Source organism: Pseudomonas sp. D1HM, from assembly GCF_019266105.1.
Classification (GTDB): Bacteria; Pseudomonadota; Gammaproteobacteria; order Pseudomonadales; family Pseudomonadaceae; genus Aquipseudomonas; species Aquipseudomonas taetrolens.
Genome location: NZ_LRMN01000015.1, coordinates 164636 through 181241 on the forward strand (window position 1 = coordinate 164636; position 16606 = coordinate 181241).

At 59.8% G+C, this 16606-nt stretch carries 16 protein-coding genes; 5 read left to right on the top strand and 11 right to left on the bottom strand.

What is annotated here, in order from left to right; genetic code table 11:
- Positions 1-56: 56 nt before the first annotated feature.
- From hflX to AWM69_RS16520, 7 genes are all read right to left on the bottom strand, one after another.
- Complete coding sequence (hflX, locus tag AWM69_RS16490) at positions 57-1358, bottom strand: ribosome rescue GTPase HflX (protein ID WP_218727566.1); 1302 nt, start codon at positions 1356-1358, stop codon at positions 57-59.
- 12 nt (positions 1359-1370) lie between these two features.
- Positions 1371-1631, bottom strand: a complete 261-nt coding sequence (gene hfq / locus AWM69_RS16495) for an RNA chaperone Hfq (RefSeq protein ID WP_003439025.1) — start codon at positions 1629-1631, stop codon at positions 1371-1373.
- A 93-nt stretch (positions 1632-1724) separates the two neighbouring features.
- Complete coding sequence (gene miaA / locus AWM69_RS16500; protein ID WP_131653627.1) at positions 1725-2705, bottom strand: tRNA (adenosine(37)-N6)-dimethylallyltransferase MiaA; 981 nt, start codon at positions 2703-2705, stop codon at positions 1725-1727.
- A complete protein-coding gene (mutL, locus tag AWM69_RS16505) occupies positions 2705-4624 on the bottom strand; it encodes a DNA mismatch repair endonuclease MutL (RefSeq protein ID WP_131653628.1) in 1920 nt (639 codons plus the stop codon). Before mutL ends, miaA begins: the two co-directional genes overlap by 1 nt.
- Positions 4621-6051 (bottom strand): N-acetylmuramoyl-L-alanine amidase, encoded by a 1431-nt coding sequence (locus AWM69_RS16510; protein ID WP_218727666.1) that lies wholly within the window; start codon positions 6049-6051, stop codon positions 4621-4623. Before AWM69_RS16510 ends, mutL begins: the two co-directional genes overlap by 4 nt.
- Before the next feature lie 2 nt (positions 6052-6053).
- Positions 6054-6524 carry a tRNA (adenosine(37)-N6)-threonylcarbamoyltransferase complex ATPase subunit type 1 TsaE gene (gene tsaE / locus AWM69_RS16515; RefSeq protein WP_048382758.1) on the bottom strand — a complete coding sequence of 157 codons (471 nt, stop codon included), beginning with the start codon at positions 6522-6524 and terminating at the stop codon, positions 6054-6056.
- The gene (locus AWM69_RS16520) at positions 6512-7372 is read right to left on the bottom strand and encodes an NAD(P)H-hydrate dehydratase (protein WP_218727568.1); all 861 of its coding nucleotides are present in this window, start codon (positions 7370-7372) and stop codon (positions 6512-6514) included. Before AWM69_RS16520 ends, tsaE begins: the two co-directional genes overlap by 13 nt.
- 62 nt (positions 7373-7434) lie before the next feature.
- Between AWM69_RS16520 and queG the strand changes: the two genes are divergently transcribed.
- Positions 7435-8502: a tRNA epoxyqueuosine(34) reductase QueG gene (gene queG / locus AWM69_RS16525; RefSeq protein ID WP_218727569.1), complete on the top strand. Its 1068-nt coding sequence runs from the start codon at positions 7435-7437 to the stop codon at positions 8500-8502.
- A 158-nt stretch (positions 8503-8660) separates the two neighbouring features.
- Here the strand turns inward: queG and AWM69_RS16530 are convergent, their stop codons facing one another.
- Both AWM69_RS16530 and orn read right to left on the bottom strand, forming a co-directional pair.
- Positions 8661-9272 (bottom strand): trimeric intracellular cation channel family protein, encoded by a 612-nt coding sequence (locus AWM69_RS16530; protein ID WP_048382761.1) that lies wholly within the window; start codon positions 9270-9272, stop codon positions 8661-8663.
- Positions 9273-9512: 240 nt separating this feature from the next.
- Positions 9513-10055: an oligoribonuclease gene (gene orn, locus AWM69_RS16535; protein WP_048382763.1), complete on the bottom strand. Its 543-nt coding sequence runs from the start codon at positions 10053-10055 to the stop codon at positions 9513-9515.
- Between the two features lie 105 nt (positions 10056-10160).
- Between orn and rsgA the strand changes: the two genes are divergently transcribed.
- A complete protein-coding gene (rsgA, locus tag AWM69_RS16540; protein ID WP_048382764.1) occupies positions 10161-11192 on the top strand; it encodes a small ribosomal subunit biogenesis GTPase RsgA in 1032 nt (343 codons plus the stop codon).
- Positions 11193-11236: 44 nt separating this feature from the next.
- Here the strand turns inward: rsgA and motB are convergent, their stop codons facing one another.
- Together motB and motA are read right to left on the bottom strand one after the other, a co-directional pair.
- Positions 11237-12214, bottom strand: a complete 978-nt coding sequence (gene motB / locus AWM69_RS16545; RefSeq protein ID WP_131653632.1) for a flagellar motor protein MotB — start codon at positions 12212-12214, stop codon at positions 11237-11239.
- A gap of 3 nt (positions 12215-12217) precedes the next feature.
- Positions 12218-13069, bottom strand: a complete 852-nt coding sequence (gene motA, locus AWM69_RS16550) for a flagellar motor stator protein MotA (protein WP_131653633.1) — start codon at positions 13067-13069, stop codon at positions 12218-12220.
- A gap of 165 nt (positions 13070-13234) precedes the next feature.
- Here motA and AWM69_RS16555 point away from each other — a divergent pair, with 165 nt between their 5' ends.
- Genes AWM69_RS16555 through asd form a run of 3 tightly spaced genes read left to right on the top strand, consistent with a single transcriptional unit; the run spans position 13235 to position 16523 of the window.
- Positions 13235-14773, top strand: coding sequence for an HDOD domain-containing protein (locus tag AWM69_RS16555; RefSeq protein WP_218727668.1), 1539 nt, complete (start codon positions 13235-13237; stop codon positions 14771-14773).
- Positions 14774-14816: 43 nt separating this feature from the next.
- Positions 14817-15644: a rhodanese-like domain-containing protein gene (locus AWM69_RS16560; RefSeq protein ID WP_131653634.1), complete on the top strand. Its 828-nt coding sequence runs from the start codon at positions 14817-14819 to the stop codon at positions 15642-15644.
- A 9-nt stretch (positions 15645-15653) separates the two neighbouring features.
- Positions 15654-16523, top strand: coding sequence for an archaetidylserine decarboxylase (gene asd, locus AWM69_RS16565; protein ID WP_048382770.1), 870 nt, complete (start codon positions 15654-15656; stop codon positions 16521-16523).
- Positions 16524-16606: the final 83 nt, after the last annotated feature.

The following is a 16606-nucleotide window of genomic DNA, read 5'->3' on the forward strand; positions in this document are numbered from 1 at the left end:
CGCCGACCAATGCTACAGAATGCCTATCACAGCGGCACAGCCGCTTTGCGAGGCTTTTATTGCAAAGTGTGTTCTTCGATGAATTCCAGCGGCTGCATCCCTTCGCGGCTGACCAAGCGATTGAGCTCGGATCGCGGCAGGCGCACGTCCAACAGACTGGCCCCCTCATCGTCATGCTCTTCTTTTTGCACAACACCCAATTCAAAGAACTGTGCACGCAGTCGAGCAAAACGCTGCTCCAAGCGCAAGGTCCCAACGAACAAATCATTGCCCAGCAACTCGGCGATGGCTTGCTCAAGCAACTCCAACCCTTGACCTTCGCGGGCCGACAACCAGACCCGCTGCGGTTTACCGTCGGCATCGCGCTGGATCTGCGGCTCGACGCCTTCAAGCAAATCGATTTTGTTGTAGACCTCGAGGATCGGCAAGTCCTGGGCACCAATCTCGCCCAGCACCACCATCACCTGCTCGATCTGCGCCATGCGCTCAGGTTCGTGCGCGTCGATCACATGCAGCAGCAAATCGGAATTGCTCGACTCTTCGAGCGTAGACCGGAAAGCTTCAACTAGCTTGTGCGGAAGGTGACGAATAAAACCCACGGTATCGGCCAGAACAATCGGCCCCAGGTCGCCCAGATCAAGGCGGCGCAAGGTCGGGTCGAGCGTGGCGAACAATTGGTCGGCGGCAAAAACGTCTGAGCCGGTGACCGCGTTGAACAGCGTGGATTTACCGGCGTTGGTATAGCCCACCAGCGACACCGTAGGAATGTCGGCGCGTTGGCGCCCTCTACGGGACTGCTCGCGTTGACTGCGGACTTTTTTCAGGCGGGCCTTGATCTGGCTGATGCGCACGCGCAACAGACGGCGGTCGGTTTCGAGCTGGGTCTCACCCGGCCCGCGCATGCCGATGCCGCCACCCTGACGCTCAAGGTGGGTCCAGCCGCGTACGAGACGCGTGCTCATGTGGTCAAGCTGGGCCAGTTCGACCTGGAGCTTGCCTTCATGGGTGCGGGCGCGCTGAGCGAAGATATCGAGAATCAGCCCTGTACGGTCAAGCACGCGACACTCGAAAACACGTTCGAGATTTCGCTCCTGACTGGGCGTGAGGACGTGATTGAAAATCACAATATCGACCTTCTCGGCCTTGACCAGGTCGCGTAGCTCCTCGACCTTGCCACTGCCAATCAGGTACTTGGCCGATGGCCGATGACGCGGCACGTTAAAAAACGCGACGGTCTCGGCGCCGGCCGATACAGCTAACTCCTGGAACTCCTGCGGATCTTCGCGCGCCTCAGGGTCCTGACCTTCCAAGTGAACGAGGATCGCTCGCTCACCACCACCGTGGCGCTCAAAGAACAAAGCAGACTCCTATCAGGCGTTACCTGGTTCAGCGTCTGCCAGTTCCGATTCAGCTGCGCTAGGCAAACGAATTGGACGAACTGGTACTACTGTCGAGATAGCGTGTTTGTAAACCATTTGGCTAACAGTGTTTTTCAGCAGAATGACGAACTGATCGAAAGATTCGATGGTCCCCTGCAGCTTGATCCCGTTGACCAAGTAGATGGAAACGCCAACCTTCTCTTTACGCAAAGTATTCAAGTAAGGGTCTTGTAGCGAATGCCCTTTTGACATATGCCGCACTCCTGTAAGGATAAATAAAAATAGAAACAAAAATTAGATGGCTGATGACGCCACATCCATAGGATAGACGGCATTTCCTGAGACTCAGCTCAATATGGAGACCGATCCCAGGTATTTCAAGGCTCGTGGCAGATTGTCGCAGTCCAGGCTGTCCAGCCAATGGAGATCACTCCAGCTGCGCAACCAGGTGAACTGACGCTTCGCCAATTGGCGCGTAGCAATGATGCCGCGCTCCTGCATCTCGGCTGCCGTCAGTTTGCCGTCGAGGTAATCCCAGACTTGTCGATAGCCTACAGCACGTATAGACGGCAAACCTGAATGCAAGTCACTTCTATTGCGCAGTGCTAGGACCTCGTCAATGAACCCCTGTTCCAGCATCTGCCCGAATCTTTGTGCAATTCGTTCATGTAATACCTGACGATTCGCCGGAGCGATGGCCAGATTCGCGACAGTATAGGGCAATTGTCCCTGTCCAGAAGCCGCTGCTTTAGTCGTTTGTTCAGATTGTTTTTGCCGGTGGGCTGTCATGCTCATGCCGCTGACCCGATAAACCTCCAGCGCACGGGTCAGACGCTGCGGATCATTGGGATGGATACGTGCCGCCGACTCAGGGTCTATCGCCGCCAACTGGTCGTGCAGGGCTTGCCAGCCCAGGCGCCGGGCCTCTTCCTCAAGCTCGGCACGCACCTCGGCGTCGGCAGCCGGCATATCCGCCAGGCCTTCACTCAGCGCCTTGTAATAGAGCATGGTGCCGCCCACCAGCAGCGGGATATTACCGCGCGCGGTGATCTCAGCCATGGCCTGCAGCGCATCACGGCGAAAGTCGGCTGCCGAATAGCTGTCGGCCGGATCGATGATGTCGATCAATTGGTGCGGATGCCGGGCCAGAATGTCCTTGGACGGCTTGGCCGTGCCGATGTCCATCCCGCGATACACCAATGCCGAGTCGACACTGATCAACTCGCACGGCAAGACTTTGCTCAGCTCGATCGCCAGATCGGTTTTACCCGCAGCAGTTGGCCCCATCAAAAAAATGGCGGGGGGTAAAACGTTGGAACCTGTCATCAGCGACCGCGCAAAAAGAGTTTGTCCAAATCGTCCAGGCCCATTTGGGTCCAGGTCGGACGACCATGATTGCACTGACCGCTGCGCTCGGTGTTTTCCATGTCACGCAACAAGCCGTTCATTTCCGGGATGGCCAATCGACGATTGGCCCGGATCGCACCGTGGCAGGCCATCGTACCGAGCAACTCATTGAGGTGGGCCTGGATCCGGTCACTGGTGCCGTATTCCATCAAGTCCGCCAACACATCGTGTACCAGGCGCTGAGCCTCGGCCTGTTTGAGCAAGGCCGGAATCTGACGGATCGCCAGGGTTTCGGGGCCCAGGCGCTGCAACTCGAAGCCTAGGCGCTGGAACCATTCGCCATGCTCTTCAGCGCAATCGGCTTCGCGCTGGCTGACTGCAATCGACTCTGGCACCAGCAGCGGCTGCCCGCTCAGGCCTTCGCTGGCCATGGCGATTTTCAGGCGTTCATACATGATGCGCTCATGCGCGGCATGCATATCCACCAGCACCAGGCCCTGGGCGTTTTCAGAAAGAATGTAAATACCCTTGAGCTGCGCCAGTGCAAAGCCCAGCGGTGGTATATCACCCTGCCCTTCAGGCAGCGGCGCTGCGTTTGCCTCAGGCAAGGGCGCAAAGAATTCGCGATAGGCGTTTTTCGCCTCGCTGACGGGTACTGAAGGGGTGGAAGACTGCGGCCGGTATTGATACTGGTAACCGGCTCCGGCACCCGAGCCCGGTACAGGTTGCGAGTACACGGGGGCCGCTTGCGGCTGCTCCAGCAGATGCGCGGCCAAGCGCATTTCACCCTGAGGGCCGAATTCCCCGGCATCGAGGCCGGTCGGGCGCTCGGCACCGGGAACCGGTGCAGGCGCGGCCAATTGATCCTCTGGACGCACGTCACCCAGGGCACGGTGCAAGGTGCCGTACAAAAAGTCGTGAACCATGCGCCCGTCACGGAAACGCACTTCGTGCTTGGTCGGGTGCACGTTGACATCGACCACCGAAGGGTCGACTTCAAAAAACAGCACGAACGTCGGATGCCGGCCATTGAACAGCACATCGCGATAGGCCTGGCGTACGGCGTGAGCCACCAGTTTGTCGCGCACCGCACGACCATTCACATAGAAGTACTGCAAGTCGGCCTGGCTGCGGGAAAAGGTCGGCAAACCGACCCAGCCCCACAAATGCAACCCATTGCGCTCAATCTCGATCGGCAGTGCCTGCTCCAGGAATGCCGAACCGCACACGGCTGCCACACGCCGCGCACGGGCGGTATCGTCATGGGCTTCATGCAGATTGAGGATGGTTTTGCCGTTATGGCGCAGGTTGAACGCGACATCGAAGCGGGCCAGCGCCAAACGCTTGATCACTTCTTGCAGGTGGTCGAACTCGGTTTTTTCGGTCTTGAGAAACTTGCGCCGCGCCGGGGTATTGAAAAACAGGTCGCGCACTTCAACCGAAGTGCCGACCGGATGCGCTGCCGGTTGTACGCGGGGCGCCATGTCGCGGCCTTCGGTTTCGACCTGCCACGCCTGATCTGCGCCACGGGTGCGCGAGGTCAAGGTGAGGCGGGCCACCGAGCTGATCGATGCCAGCGCTTCACCACGAAACCCTAGGCTCATCACCCGCTCAAGGTCTTCGAGGTCACGAATCTTGCTGGTGGCGTGACGCGCCAGCGCCAGCGGCAAGTCGTCGCTGGAGATACCGCTACCATCATCACGCACCCGCAGTAGTTTGATGCCTGCCTGCTCAACATCCACGTCGATGCGCTTGGCGCCCGAGTCGAGGCTGTTTTCCAGCAACTCTTTAATTACCGAGGCGGGACGCTCGACCACCTCGCCCGCTGCAATCTGGTTAGCCAGGCGCGGACTGAGCAGTTCGATCCGCGCGCTGCTGTTCAACGCCTCGTCACTCATTGGCTGCTTACCAACTCAGCGACTGGGATGTTCAGGGTCTGGCCGACTTTCAGCTCATCGCTTTTCAAGCTGTTGCTGGAACGCAAACTGGACACGCCCACTTGATAGCGTACAGCGATCATGGCCAGGGTCTCGCCGGGGCGAACCGTGTGTTCCCGGGCGCTCTGGGCGATTTTGCCTGTGTCGCGCAACCAGGCGATATACGTGCCCGGCGGCGGGTTTTGCTGGAAGAACTGGCGTACGCCACTGCTGATCGAACGCGCCAGCGCTTGCTGGTGATTGGACGAAGACAGCTTGGATGCCTCGTTGGCATTGGAGATAAAGCCGGTCTCGACCAGGATCGACGGAATGTCCGGCGACTTGAGCACCATGAATCCGGCTTGTTCCACGCGTCGCTTGTGCAAGGGGGTGACGCGGCCAATGTTGCTCAAGACCTTTTGCCCAACGTTCAGACTGGAAGTCAGCGAAGCGGTCATCGACAGGTCGAGCAACACGCCCGCCAGCATCCGGTCCTTGTCATCAAGGCTGACGTTGCCAGCACCGCCGATCAAGTCGGAACGGTTTTCACTGTCTGCCAGCCAACGGGCGGTCTCGGAGGTAGCACCCCGTTCAGACAAGGCAAACACCGAGGCACCGAATGCGGCCCTGGACGGTGCGGCGTCTGCGTGAATCGACACAAACAGATCGGCGCCCTTCTTGCGGGCGATTTCGGTACGACCGCGCAGCGGAATAAAGTAGTCGCCGGTACGGGTCAGTTCGGCCTTGAAGCCTTTCATGCCGTTGATTTGACGCTGCAGTTCTTTGGCAATCGCCAACACCACGTCTTTTTCGCGCTGGCCGGCCGAGCCGGAAGCCCCCGGGTCTTCGCCACCGTGACCGGCATCGATCACCACCACCACATTACGCTTGCCCTTCGGTATCGGGATGGGCGTCAGCTTCACTTCCGGCTGCGTCGGGGTGACCGGCACCACCGGCACTTTAGCCACGTTGGTGGGCGGCAGGCTTGGCGCCAGGTCGGCTCCCTGGTCATACAGATCGACCACCAGGCGATTGCCGTACTGCGCGTTTGGCGGCAGGGTAAAGCTCTTCGGGGTCACGGACTGCTTCAGGTCGATGACCACACGCAAGTCCTGAGGCGTGCGCTGTGCCGAACGCATGCTGGTAATGGGCGTGTTGGCCATCGGCACATTCAAGGCGCCGGCCAGGGTCGCGCCATTGATATCGATCACCAGACGATCAGGTGCCGTCAGCGTAAAGACGCTGTGTTGCACGGGGCCCGTGAGGTCAAACACTAATCGCGTGTTGTCCGGTGCGCGCCACAAACGCACGCTTTTCACCTGAGTTGCCGCAACGGCATTCACCGCCATGACACTGAGCAACAGACCAACGACACTCACTAACGCGCGAAAGCGCATACCAAACCCCATCATTATTTGAATTCCAATGCCAAAGTCTCACACCAGGACTCGCCACGCGAACCCTGGGCCGACAACTTCAGCGAGCGCCCGGCATCAAGGGGGCTAATGGTAATGGTCAGGTCAGGCTTTGGCAAAAAGCCTGCACCTTTTTGAGGCCATTCAATCAGACACAATGTATCGCCATCGAAATAATCCCGGATGCCCATGAATTCCAGCTCTTCAGGGTCTTCCAGGCGATAGAGATCAAAGTGAAAGGCCCGTACCTCACCGATCTCATAAGGCTCTACCAAGGTAAATGTAGGACTTTTTACTGCGCCCACATGCCCAAGGCCGCGAATAATGCCCCGCGACAGGGTCGTTTTACCGGCGCCCAGATCCCCTTCAAGGAAAATCACCCCGCGTCCTTGAGTGACGCGAGCCAACTGCCCGCCAAATGCGACCATGGCTTCTTCATCAGCCAGTGGCAGTGTTAATTCAGACACGGTGCTTGCTCCTCCAACAACTGACGAATGACTGGAATCAAATCACTGGCCGCCAGCCCACGGCCCATTGTTCCTTGTTGCTCCCCGGCACGGGCATGCAGCCACACCGCCAGGCATGCGGCATCAAACGCGCTCAAGCCTTGAGCCAGCAGCGCGCCGATCACGCCTGCCAGCACATCCCCCAAACCGGCCGTGGCCATCGCCGGATGCCCGTGATCGCACAGGGCCAAACGGCCATCCACATCGGCAATCAAGCTGCCTGCCCCTTTGAGAACGCACGCCACTGAGTACTTTTTAACCAGGGCCCGTGCCGCAGCCGGGCGGTCGCCCTGCACCTGGCTCGTACTGATACCGAGCAAACGCGCGGCTTCGCCGGGGTGCGGGGTGATCACTGAACCTGACGTTAGCTTAAAGTCAGCGTTGGACAACAGATTCAGCGCATCGGCATCCCAGACCTGCGGCATTTTTGCCTGGGCCGCTGCCGACAGCAGGCTGCGCCCCCATGGGGCCTGCCCCAAGCCCGGCCCGACCACCAACACCGACGCGTGTACCAGCACGTCCATCAACTGATTGGCCGACGACACGCCCAAGGTCATGACTTCGGGCAAGCGGGTCAAGGCGGCCGGCACGTGCTCGGGCCGGGTCGCCAGCGACACCAGGCCCGCGCCACAGCGCAATGCAGCCTGTGCACTCAGGGTAATGGCGCCGCCGAAACCCCGGTCGCCACCGATCAACAGTACATGCCCGAACTGGCCCTTGTGGGCACTGGTTGTACGCGCAGGCAGGCGCGGCAGGGTCTCTGCATGAAGCGGCGTGGGCTCAGGAAACAGGTGTTTGGTCTGCGGCATGCGTGTTGGACTCCGATGTCTGGCAGAATTATACGCATCTCAGCCCCGGTTTCTCTTGCCTCATGCCTGCTATTAATGTCGACCTCCCCGCACTTGCTCAGTCCATCAAGGAATGGGGCCGTGAGCTCGGCTTCCAGCAAGTCGCCATTGCCGGTCTCGATCTGGGCGAACACGAACAGCATCTGGAACGCTGGCTCGCCGCCGGTTACCACGGCGACATGGAATACATGGGCGCTCACGGCAGCAAACGCTCACACCCCGAAGAGTTGGTGCCCGGTACGCTGCGGGTGGTTTCCCTGCGCATGGATTACCTGCCCGGCGACACCCACATGGCGCAATTGCTCGCCCAACCCGAAAAAGCCTACGTGTCGCGCTACGCCTTGGGTCGCGATTATCACAAGCTGATCCGCAAGCGCGTGCAACAACTGGCCGACCGCATTCAGGCGGCCATCGGCCCTTTCGGCTTTCGTGCGTTCGTCGACAGTGCGCCCGTCCTGGAAAAAGCCATCGCGCAAAAAGCCGGCCTGGGCTGGATCGGCAAAAACACCCTGGTGCTCAATCGCAAGGCGGGCAGCTACTTCTTTCTGAGTGAGCTGTTTGTCGACTTGCCGCTGCCCGAAGACCCGCCCCACGAGACTGAACATTGCGGGCGTTGCACGGCATGCCTGGACATTTGCCCGACCAATGCGTTTGTCGGGCCCTACGTGCTGGATGCTCGGCGCTGTATCTCATACCTGACCATCGAGCTTAAAACCGCGATCCCCGAAGACCTGCGCCCACTGATTGGGAACCGTGTATTTGGTTGTGATGACTGCCAGATCGTCTGCCCCTGGAACCGTTTCGCCCGCCCCACAACAGAAGGCGACTTCAAGCCACGGCATAACCTGGACAACGCCGAACTGGCTGAACTGTTTATGTGGGATGAAGAGAAGTTCCTGAGCAGCACCGAAGGCTCGCCCCTGCGCCGGGCCGGTTATGAGCGCTGGCTGCGCAATTTGGCCGTGGGCCTGGGCAATGCGCCGTCGAGCATTCCTGTACTGGAAGCCTTGAAGGCGCGCCGTGAATATCCCTCGCCGCTGGTGCAGGAACATGTGGCATGGGCATTGAAGCAACACGCTGAGCGGGCCTGAAGACTGCTGTCGTCCACGCAACGAGGCTGCGTGCGGCTAGATAGCCGTCGTGCATCGAAGTACGCCATGGGTACCGAGGAACCCGTCCTCGACCGTAGCCTCGCGGAGCTCGTCAACTGCTACAGATGTGGAGACAGTCTGTAGCCGCTACCGAAGGCCTAGTGCTCGTCGTTGTAGACGAACTTGGGCATCTCCCAGTTGAAGCGGATCGCCAGCAAGCGCAGCAACAGGCCGCCGAACAAGGTGACGAGGATCGCCTGTTCGTTGGGCATTTCCAGCCAGGTGCAGAGCAGGAAGCACCACGCGGCAGCGAAGGACACGCTGGCATAGAGCTCACGGCGGAAGATCAATGGGATATCGTTGCAGAAGATGTCTCGCAAGATGCCGCCAAACACACCGGTAATGACCCCGCTGACCGAAGCCACCAGCATGCCTTGGCCCATTTCCAGGGCGGTCATGCAGCCAATCAGCGTAAACGCCACCAGCCCCAGCGCATCGAGCACCAAAAACAGCGAGCGTAAATGGCGCATCAGCGGTGCGATAAAGATCGTCACCAACGCGGCAAAAGTCGTCAGCACCAGGTATTCCGGGTGCTTCACCCACGTCAGCGGGTAATGCCCCAGCAACACATCACGCACTGAACCGCCGCCCAGCGCCGTGACACACGCAATCAGCACCACCCCGAACCAGTCCATGCCTCGACGCCCGGCTGACAGCGCGCCGGTCATGGCTTCTGCGGTAATGGCAACTAAATAGAGCATCAGCAACATGGCAGCGATCCTTGCGATAAGGCGCGCAGTCTACTCAGTTGGCGCCAGCACCAAAAGGGGGCGACGCTGAAGGTTTGCAACGATCCCGTAGCCGTTGTCGAAGGCTGCGCCCGATTGCCAGGTAATCGCAAACCTGAGTACAGGGTAAATCCGGCACGTCGCATGCCTGATTTCACGACGGCTGCGCCGGCGGACGCAGCCGTCGTATCTCGACAGCGCCAGGAAAGTGCGCTGACCGCGTTAGAACTTGATGAAGTGCTTACGGTAGTGCTGCAGCTCGGCGATCGACTCGCGAATGTCATCCAGCGCCAGGTGCGTGCCTTTTTTGACCAGGCTGTCGCGGACTTCCGGAGCCCAGCGGGCAACCAGCTCCTTGAGGGTCGAGACGTCCAGGTTGCGGTAGTGGAAGTAGCTCTCGAGGGTTTTCATGTGGGTGTACAGGAAGCGCCGGTCCTGACAGATGCTGTTGCCGCAGATCGGTGACTTGCCTTTTGGCACCCATTGTTCGAGAAAGGCAATGGTTTGTGCCTCGGCCTCGGCCATGCTGGTGGTGCTGTCCTTGACGCGCTGGGTCAGACCGCTGCCGCCGTGGGTGCGGGTGTTCCATTCGTCCATGCGGGCCAGCACTTCATCGCTGTGATGGATGGCGATGACCGGGCCTTCGGCCAGGGTGTTGAGGTTGCTGTCGGTGACAATAGTGGCCATTTCGATAATGACGTCGTTGTCTGGGTCCAGACCGGTCATTTCCAGGTCGATCCAGATCAGGTTCTGCGCGTTGTTCATAAAGGGCTCCCGGGCTTAGTCGCGCAGTTTAGCTTAGGCGTGCGGCCCACGTGCTAAACTCGGCGGCGTTTCATCTCCTTATCGTTTTATCAACACGGAACACCCATGGCCAAACGCCAGCTCAATCGTCGTCAGAATTGGCGCATCGAAAAGATCCAGGGCGAGCGCGCTGCACGCGCCGCCAAACGTGAATCCAGTGCCGTTGAGGCGCTTGAGGGCGGCGACCTGGGCCCCGAGCAGCTCGGCCTGGTCATCGCGCACTTTGGCGTACAAGTCGAAGTCGAAGCCCAGGAAGGCGAACTGAAAGGCCAGATGTTCCGTTGCCACCTGCGCGCCAACCTGCCCGCACTGGTCACCGGCGACACCGTTGTATGGCGCGCCGGCAACCAGGGTATCGGGGTAATCGTCGCCCAGCTGCCGCGTAAAACCGAGCTGTGCCGTCCGGACAGCCGTGGTCAGCTCAAGCCGGTCGCCGCCAACGTCGACATGATTGTGATTGTCTTCGCGCCCATGCCCGAGCCCCATGCCAACCTGATCGATCGTTATCTGGTGGCAGCCGAGCACGCCGGGATCCGCCCGCTGTTGCTGCTCAACAAAGCCGACCTGATCGACGATCAAAATGCCCCGGCGCTGAATGCGTTGCTAGGTGTCTATCGACAGCTGGGTTATCCGGTGCTGGAAGTGTCGGCGCATCACGGCAATGGCATGCAGCAACTGCAAGCACAGCTGGATGGGCACATCAGTGTGTTTGTGGGGCAGTCTGGCGTGGGCAAGTCGTCCCTGGTCAACAGCTTGTTACCAGAGGTCAACCTGCGGGTCGGGCCGCTGTCCGAGATTTCCGGGCAGGGCACGCACACCACGACCACCGCACGACTGTTCCACTTCCCGGGCGGCGGCGATCTGATCGACTCCCCGGGTATTCGCGAGTTTGGTCTGGGGCACGTGAGCCGGGCTGATGTTGAAGCCGGGTTTATCGAGTTCAACGACCTGATCGGCCGTTGCCGCTTCCGCGATTGCAAACACGACCGCGAACCGGGCTGTGCATTATTGATGGCTCTGGAAGATGGCCGCGTGCAGCAGCAGCGCATGAACAGCTACCGCTCGATCATCGCCAGCCTGCCCGAAAGCAGCTACTAAACCGCAGAATCCCTGCAGGCGCGAACACGCTCGCGCCTGCAGGGCTACGGGGCCTTATCGTCAAACAAATTCAGCTTTTGCCGCTCTTCATGAGCCGGTGGCGGCTGCTGGTCGGCCGGCAATACGATCGGATCAATCGGCGTTGTCGGTGTTTCAGCCTTGGCCTTGGGCGCACCCTGCTCGCCTTCAATCGCCTGTTGGGCCTTTTTGGTCAGCACCACAATGTCGATGCGCCGGTTGATCGGGCTCAGCGGGTTGGTTTTGTTGAACAATTGGGACGAGGCATACCCAACGACTCGCGCCACCTGCGCCTCTGGGTAACTGCCTGCCACCAACGCCCGCCGCGCCGCATTGGCGCGATTGGCTGACAACTCCCAGTTGCCGAAATCACCATTGCCGGCATATGGCGCAGCATCGGTATGGCCGCTGATACTGACCTTGTTGGGCACCGCTTTGATGGTGTCGGCCAGGGCCAGCAAAATGTCTTCAAAATACGGTTTCAGGCGCGCACTGCCGACATCAAACATCGGCCGGCTCTCGGCATCCATGATCTGGATGCGCAGACCGTCCGGGGCGATTTCAAACAGCAGCTGATCCTTGAATTTGCGCAACTCCGGGTTTTCTTCAACTTTGTTCTGCAGTTCTTGCAGCAACAGTTCGAGGCGCTCTTTCTCAACCTGATCAGCCAGGCTTTCGGCCTGATCGGCATCGAGCGGCACTTTGTCCGGTTGCGGCTGCAGCGTTTGTTCGGGGTTAAGGGTTTTTTCAGGTGCCAGCTCGGGGGTGCCGCCGAGGTCGATCACATACGGCGTGCCGCTCTCACTGAAGCCGATCGGGTCTTTGAAGTACCCGCCGATGGCGATTTTCTGTTCTGGGGTCGCCGCCGTCATCAGCCACATCACCAGGAAAAACGCCATCATCGCCGTGGCGAAGTCAGCGAACGCGATTTTCCATGCACCACCGTGATGGCCTGCGGCATAGCGCTTGACGCGCTTGATGATGATTGGCTGATTGTTCTCCATAAATCAGCGACCGCGAACCACTTGTTCCAGCTCGGAAAAACTCGGCCGATGCTTGGGGTACAACACTTTGCGACCGAATTCGACCGCCAGCGACGGCGGCATGCCCGAGGCGGAAGCCACCAGCGAGGCCTTGATCGATTCGTAGATATTGAGCTCCTCCTTGGCATCATGTGCCAGAGAAGTCGCCAGCGGCCCGAAGAAGCCATACGCGGCCAGGATCCCGAAGAACGTACCCACCAGGGCTGCACCGACGTGCATGCCGATCGCGGCCTGATCGCCTTCACCCAGCGAAGCCATGGTCACGACAATCCCCAGCACCGCGGCCACGATCCCGAACCCGGGCATGCCGTCGGCAATACCGGTCACCGCATGGGACGGGTGATCCAGCTCTTCCTTGAGGTTGTACAGTTCCATGTCGAACAGGCCCTCAAGCTCATGGGGCGCCATGTTGCCGGATGACATGATGCGCAGGTAGTCACAGATAAACGCCGTCATGCGTTCGTCTTTAAGCACGGTCGGGTACTTGGCAAAGATCGGACTGGCCGCCGCATCTTCGATATCGCCTTCGATGGCCATCATGCCTTCGCGACGACTTTTATTCAGGATGTCGTAAATCAGGCCCAGCACTTCAAGGTAGAACGCGTGGGAAAAACGCGAACCGAACATGCTGATGGATTTCTTGATCACGTGCAGTGTCATGTAACCCGGGTTCGCCTGCAGGAACGCACCGAATGCCGCACCGCCAATAATCAAGACTTCGAATGGCTGAATCAGCGCCCCGATCTTGCCATGGGAAAGCACGTAACCGCCGAGCACGCTCGCGAACACGACGATGATGCCGATAATTTTAGCCATAGGGATAAAGGTACTTATTGAGTCAGGTTCAAGGTGATTGTCCGGCGCCGCTAAAACTCTTCTTCTCCTTATCGGCGAATCTGCGCCAGACTATAGCTTGCAACGGCGAAAAGCCATTTGCCCCGTCAGGGCGTGCACACAATGGATGATGACTGCGTTCCCATCATGACCTACGAAACCCTCGCCACACCCTCAACGCCTTCTACCCTCGATTCCTGGGTCAAACACCTCGACGCCGTCAACCTGCCGATCCCGCTGCACAGCCATACACAGGTCTGCAAGGCACTCAACGACAGTCGGCGCTCCCTGCGTGAAATTGCCGAGGTCATGCAAGACAGCCCGGCGCTGGCGCTAAGCCTGATCCGCGAGGCCAATTACCATGCCCACGGTAGCCTGAGCGAGCCGAGCGAAAGCCTTGAAGTGGCCATCAACCGCCTCGGCCTGCAACGCACCCAGGCGCTGCTTGAGCGTTTACCGGCCTTACCGGCTGAAGAGATGCCTCTGGCATTCCGGCAAATACAACTCATCAGCCAGCACGCCGCGCAGCAAGCCAGCGGACTGTTCGGCAATCGTCTGGCACGGCTCTGGCACGAAATCTACTGGGGCAGCCTGCTGTTTCTCTCGCCACTGTGGGCCATGGCCCTGACCCACCCGCAACAGCTTGATGAATGGGAGCGGCGAGTGTTTCATCAGGGCGAATGCGCCAGCAAGGTTGAGCAGCGGCTGTTCGGGGTGCGCCTGTTTGAAATCTGCCGGGCACTGGCGGTGTTGTGGCGACTGCCCGAGTGGGTGCTGCAAGGCTATGCCGTGATTACCGAAGAACAACGCACGCTGGTCAGCGTGCTGCACATCGCCCGTGACAGCCAGAATCCCCTGCGCCAACAGCAGCGCCTGGACGCCAATCCGGCGCTGCGGCGCTGGCTGGGTCAGCCCGCCCATACCGTGCTGCTGGCCAACGGCCTGGCGCTGTCCGCGCAACAGGCCTGGGACTCACCGCACAACCTGCGCTGGCAATACCTGACCAGCCTGTACCTGCAAATGCCACTGGATGAGCTGCAACAGCAAGTGCATCAGAACGCTGCGAGCAGCGGGCGCTATCACGCGTTGCCCGATCTCTGGCACCCGGCACAGTCACTGCTCTGGCCATGGGACATGCGCCGCACGAGTCAAGGCCTGCAACCCGCCGCGCCACCTTCGGCCGAAGCACTGGAGTTGTGGCGCAAACACTGCGGCAAATTGCTGGCCGATCCGAGTGTGTTCAGCAACTCCATGCACCTGACCACCTGCGCCTGCGAGGCACTGATGGCCTGTGGCATGCGCCGGGTAATGTTGCTGATGGCCGACAAGACCTCATCCACTCTGCGCGTGCATCAGATCTCGGGGCTGCCCAAGGAAGTCTTCGATCTGAGCCTGCCCATCAATCAAAGCACCGCGCTGCAACGGTTGATGGAGCACCCGGCTCAAGTGCGCCTGACACCCGAAAATAACAAGGTGATTTCTGCCGTTTTACCCGATAGCCTGCGCAGCCTTTTCCCGGGTGAGCACCTGTTGTTGCGCTCATTGAGCAACCATAGCCGCACGGTAATGCTGATAGTCGCTGATCAGGGCGGCGGTCCGTTTTCACAGACCAGCGTGCAAGCCTTTGGTAAAACAGCGCAATGCATCGAGAAAGCGCTGAACAGCTTTACTGCTCGCGGGCGCTAACGCTTGCGCTACAATTCGCCCCCTTTCGCTCTGGAGACCTCACATGCCTGACTTCTCTGGCTTGCCGCTGGTGATTGAGCCCAGCGACCTGCTCGCCCGGCTCGAAACACCCAATCTGATTGTGGTCGACCTGACCAGCGTGGCGCGCTACGAGGCCGGGCACATTCCGGGCGCTCGTTTTGTCGACCCGAAACGGACACAGCTGGGTCAGCCCCCGGCTCCCGGGTTGCTGCCGACCCAGGCTTCGCTGCAAGCCCTGTTTGGCGAGCTGGGACACAACCCGAACGCGGTCTACGTGGTCTATGACGACGAAGGCGGCGGCTGGGCCGGGCGTTTTATCTGGCTGCTGGATGTGATCGGGCACAAGGCCTGCCACTACCTGGACGGCGGGCTTCACGCCTGGATCGCAGAAGGTTTGCCATTGTCCACCGAGGCTGCGCCCGCGGCTGGCGGCCCGGTTGCCCTGACGTTGCACGACGAACCCACGGCCACCCGCGAGTATCTGCAAAGCCGTCTGGGTGCCGCCGACCTGGTGATCTGGGATGCACGCAGCGAAGGCGAGTACACCGGTGAAAAAGTACTGGCGGCCAAAGGCGGGCACATACCCGGCGCCAAACACTTTGAATGGACCGCTGGCATGGATAAAACCCGCCACCTGCGTATCCGCACTGACATGGCGCAGATCCTCAACGATCTGGGCATCAGCAAAGACAAAGAAGTCATTACCCACTGCCAGACCCACCATCGCTCTGGTTTTACTTATCTCGTTGCTAAATCGCTCGGTTACCCGCGCGTTAAAGGCTACGCCGGTTCCTGGGGCGAATGGGGCAACCACCCCGATACGCCCGTTGAACTGCCTGCAAAAAATTAAGGACCTTGAATGAAAAAGCGTTTGTTCCTCCTCAGCCAGTACCTGTTGCCGCATCACCTGCTGTCGCGTCTGGCGGGCTGTATTGCCGAGTGCCGCGTACGCTGGTTCAAAAATGCATTCACCACCTGGTTCGCCAAGCGTTACCAGGTGGATATGTCCCAGGCACTGGTTGAGGACGTGACCGCCTACGAACACTTCAACGCGTTCTTCACCCGCGCCCTGAAAGAAGGTGCTCGCCCGCTGGATCAAACCCCGGGTGCCGTGCTCAGCCCGGCCGATGGCGCCGTGAGCCAACTGGGCCCGATTGAGCATGGTCGCGTGTTCCAGGCTAAAGGCCACAGCTTCAGCGTGCTGGAGCTGGTGGGTGGCGATGCGGGCGTGGCCGCGCAGTTCATGGGCGGCGACTTTGCGACCATTTACCTGTCGCCCAAGGATTACCACCGCGTGCACATGCCGCTGGCCGGCACCCTGCGCGAAATGATCTATGTGCCAGGCCGTCTCTTTTCGGTCAACCAGACCACTGCCGAAAACGTGCCGGAGCTGTTTGCCCGCAACGAACGTGCCGTGTGTATTTTTGATACCGAGCGCGGCCCGATGGCCGTGGTATTGGTGGGCGCCATGATCGTGGCATCGATCGAAACCGTGTTCGCGGGCCTGGTAACACCGCCCAAGCGCGAGCTGAAAACCTTCCGTTACGACGAAGCTGCGCGTGCACCGATCCATCTGGAAAAAGGTGCCGAGCTGGGACGCTTCAAGCTGGGTTCGACCGCTATCGTGCTGTTCGGGCCGGAGCAAGTGAAATGGGCTGAAAACCTGGCAGCCGGTTCGCCGGTAACGATGGGCCAGAGCATCGGTGCGCCAGCGGCTCAAACCGTATAAACGCAACGGCACGCAGGCGCTGACGAGGCGTGAAGGCTGCGATCTTTTGATCTTGAAAAAGATCGCGGCCTTCGCCGGCGCCT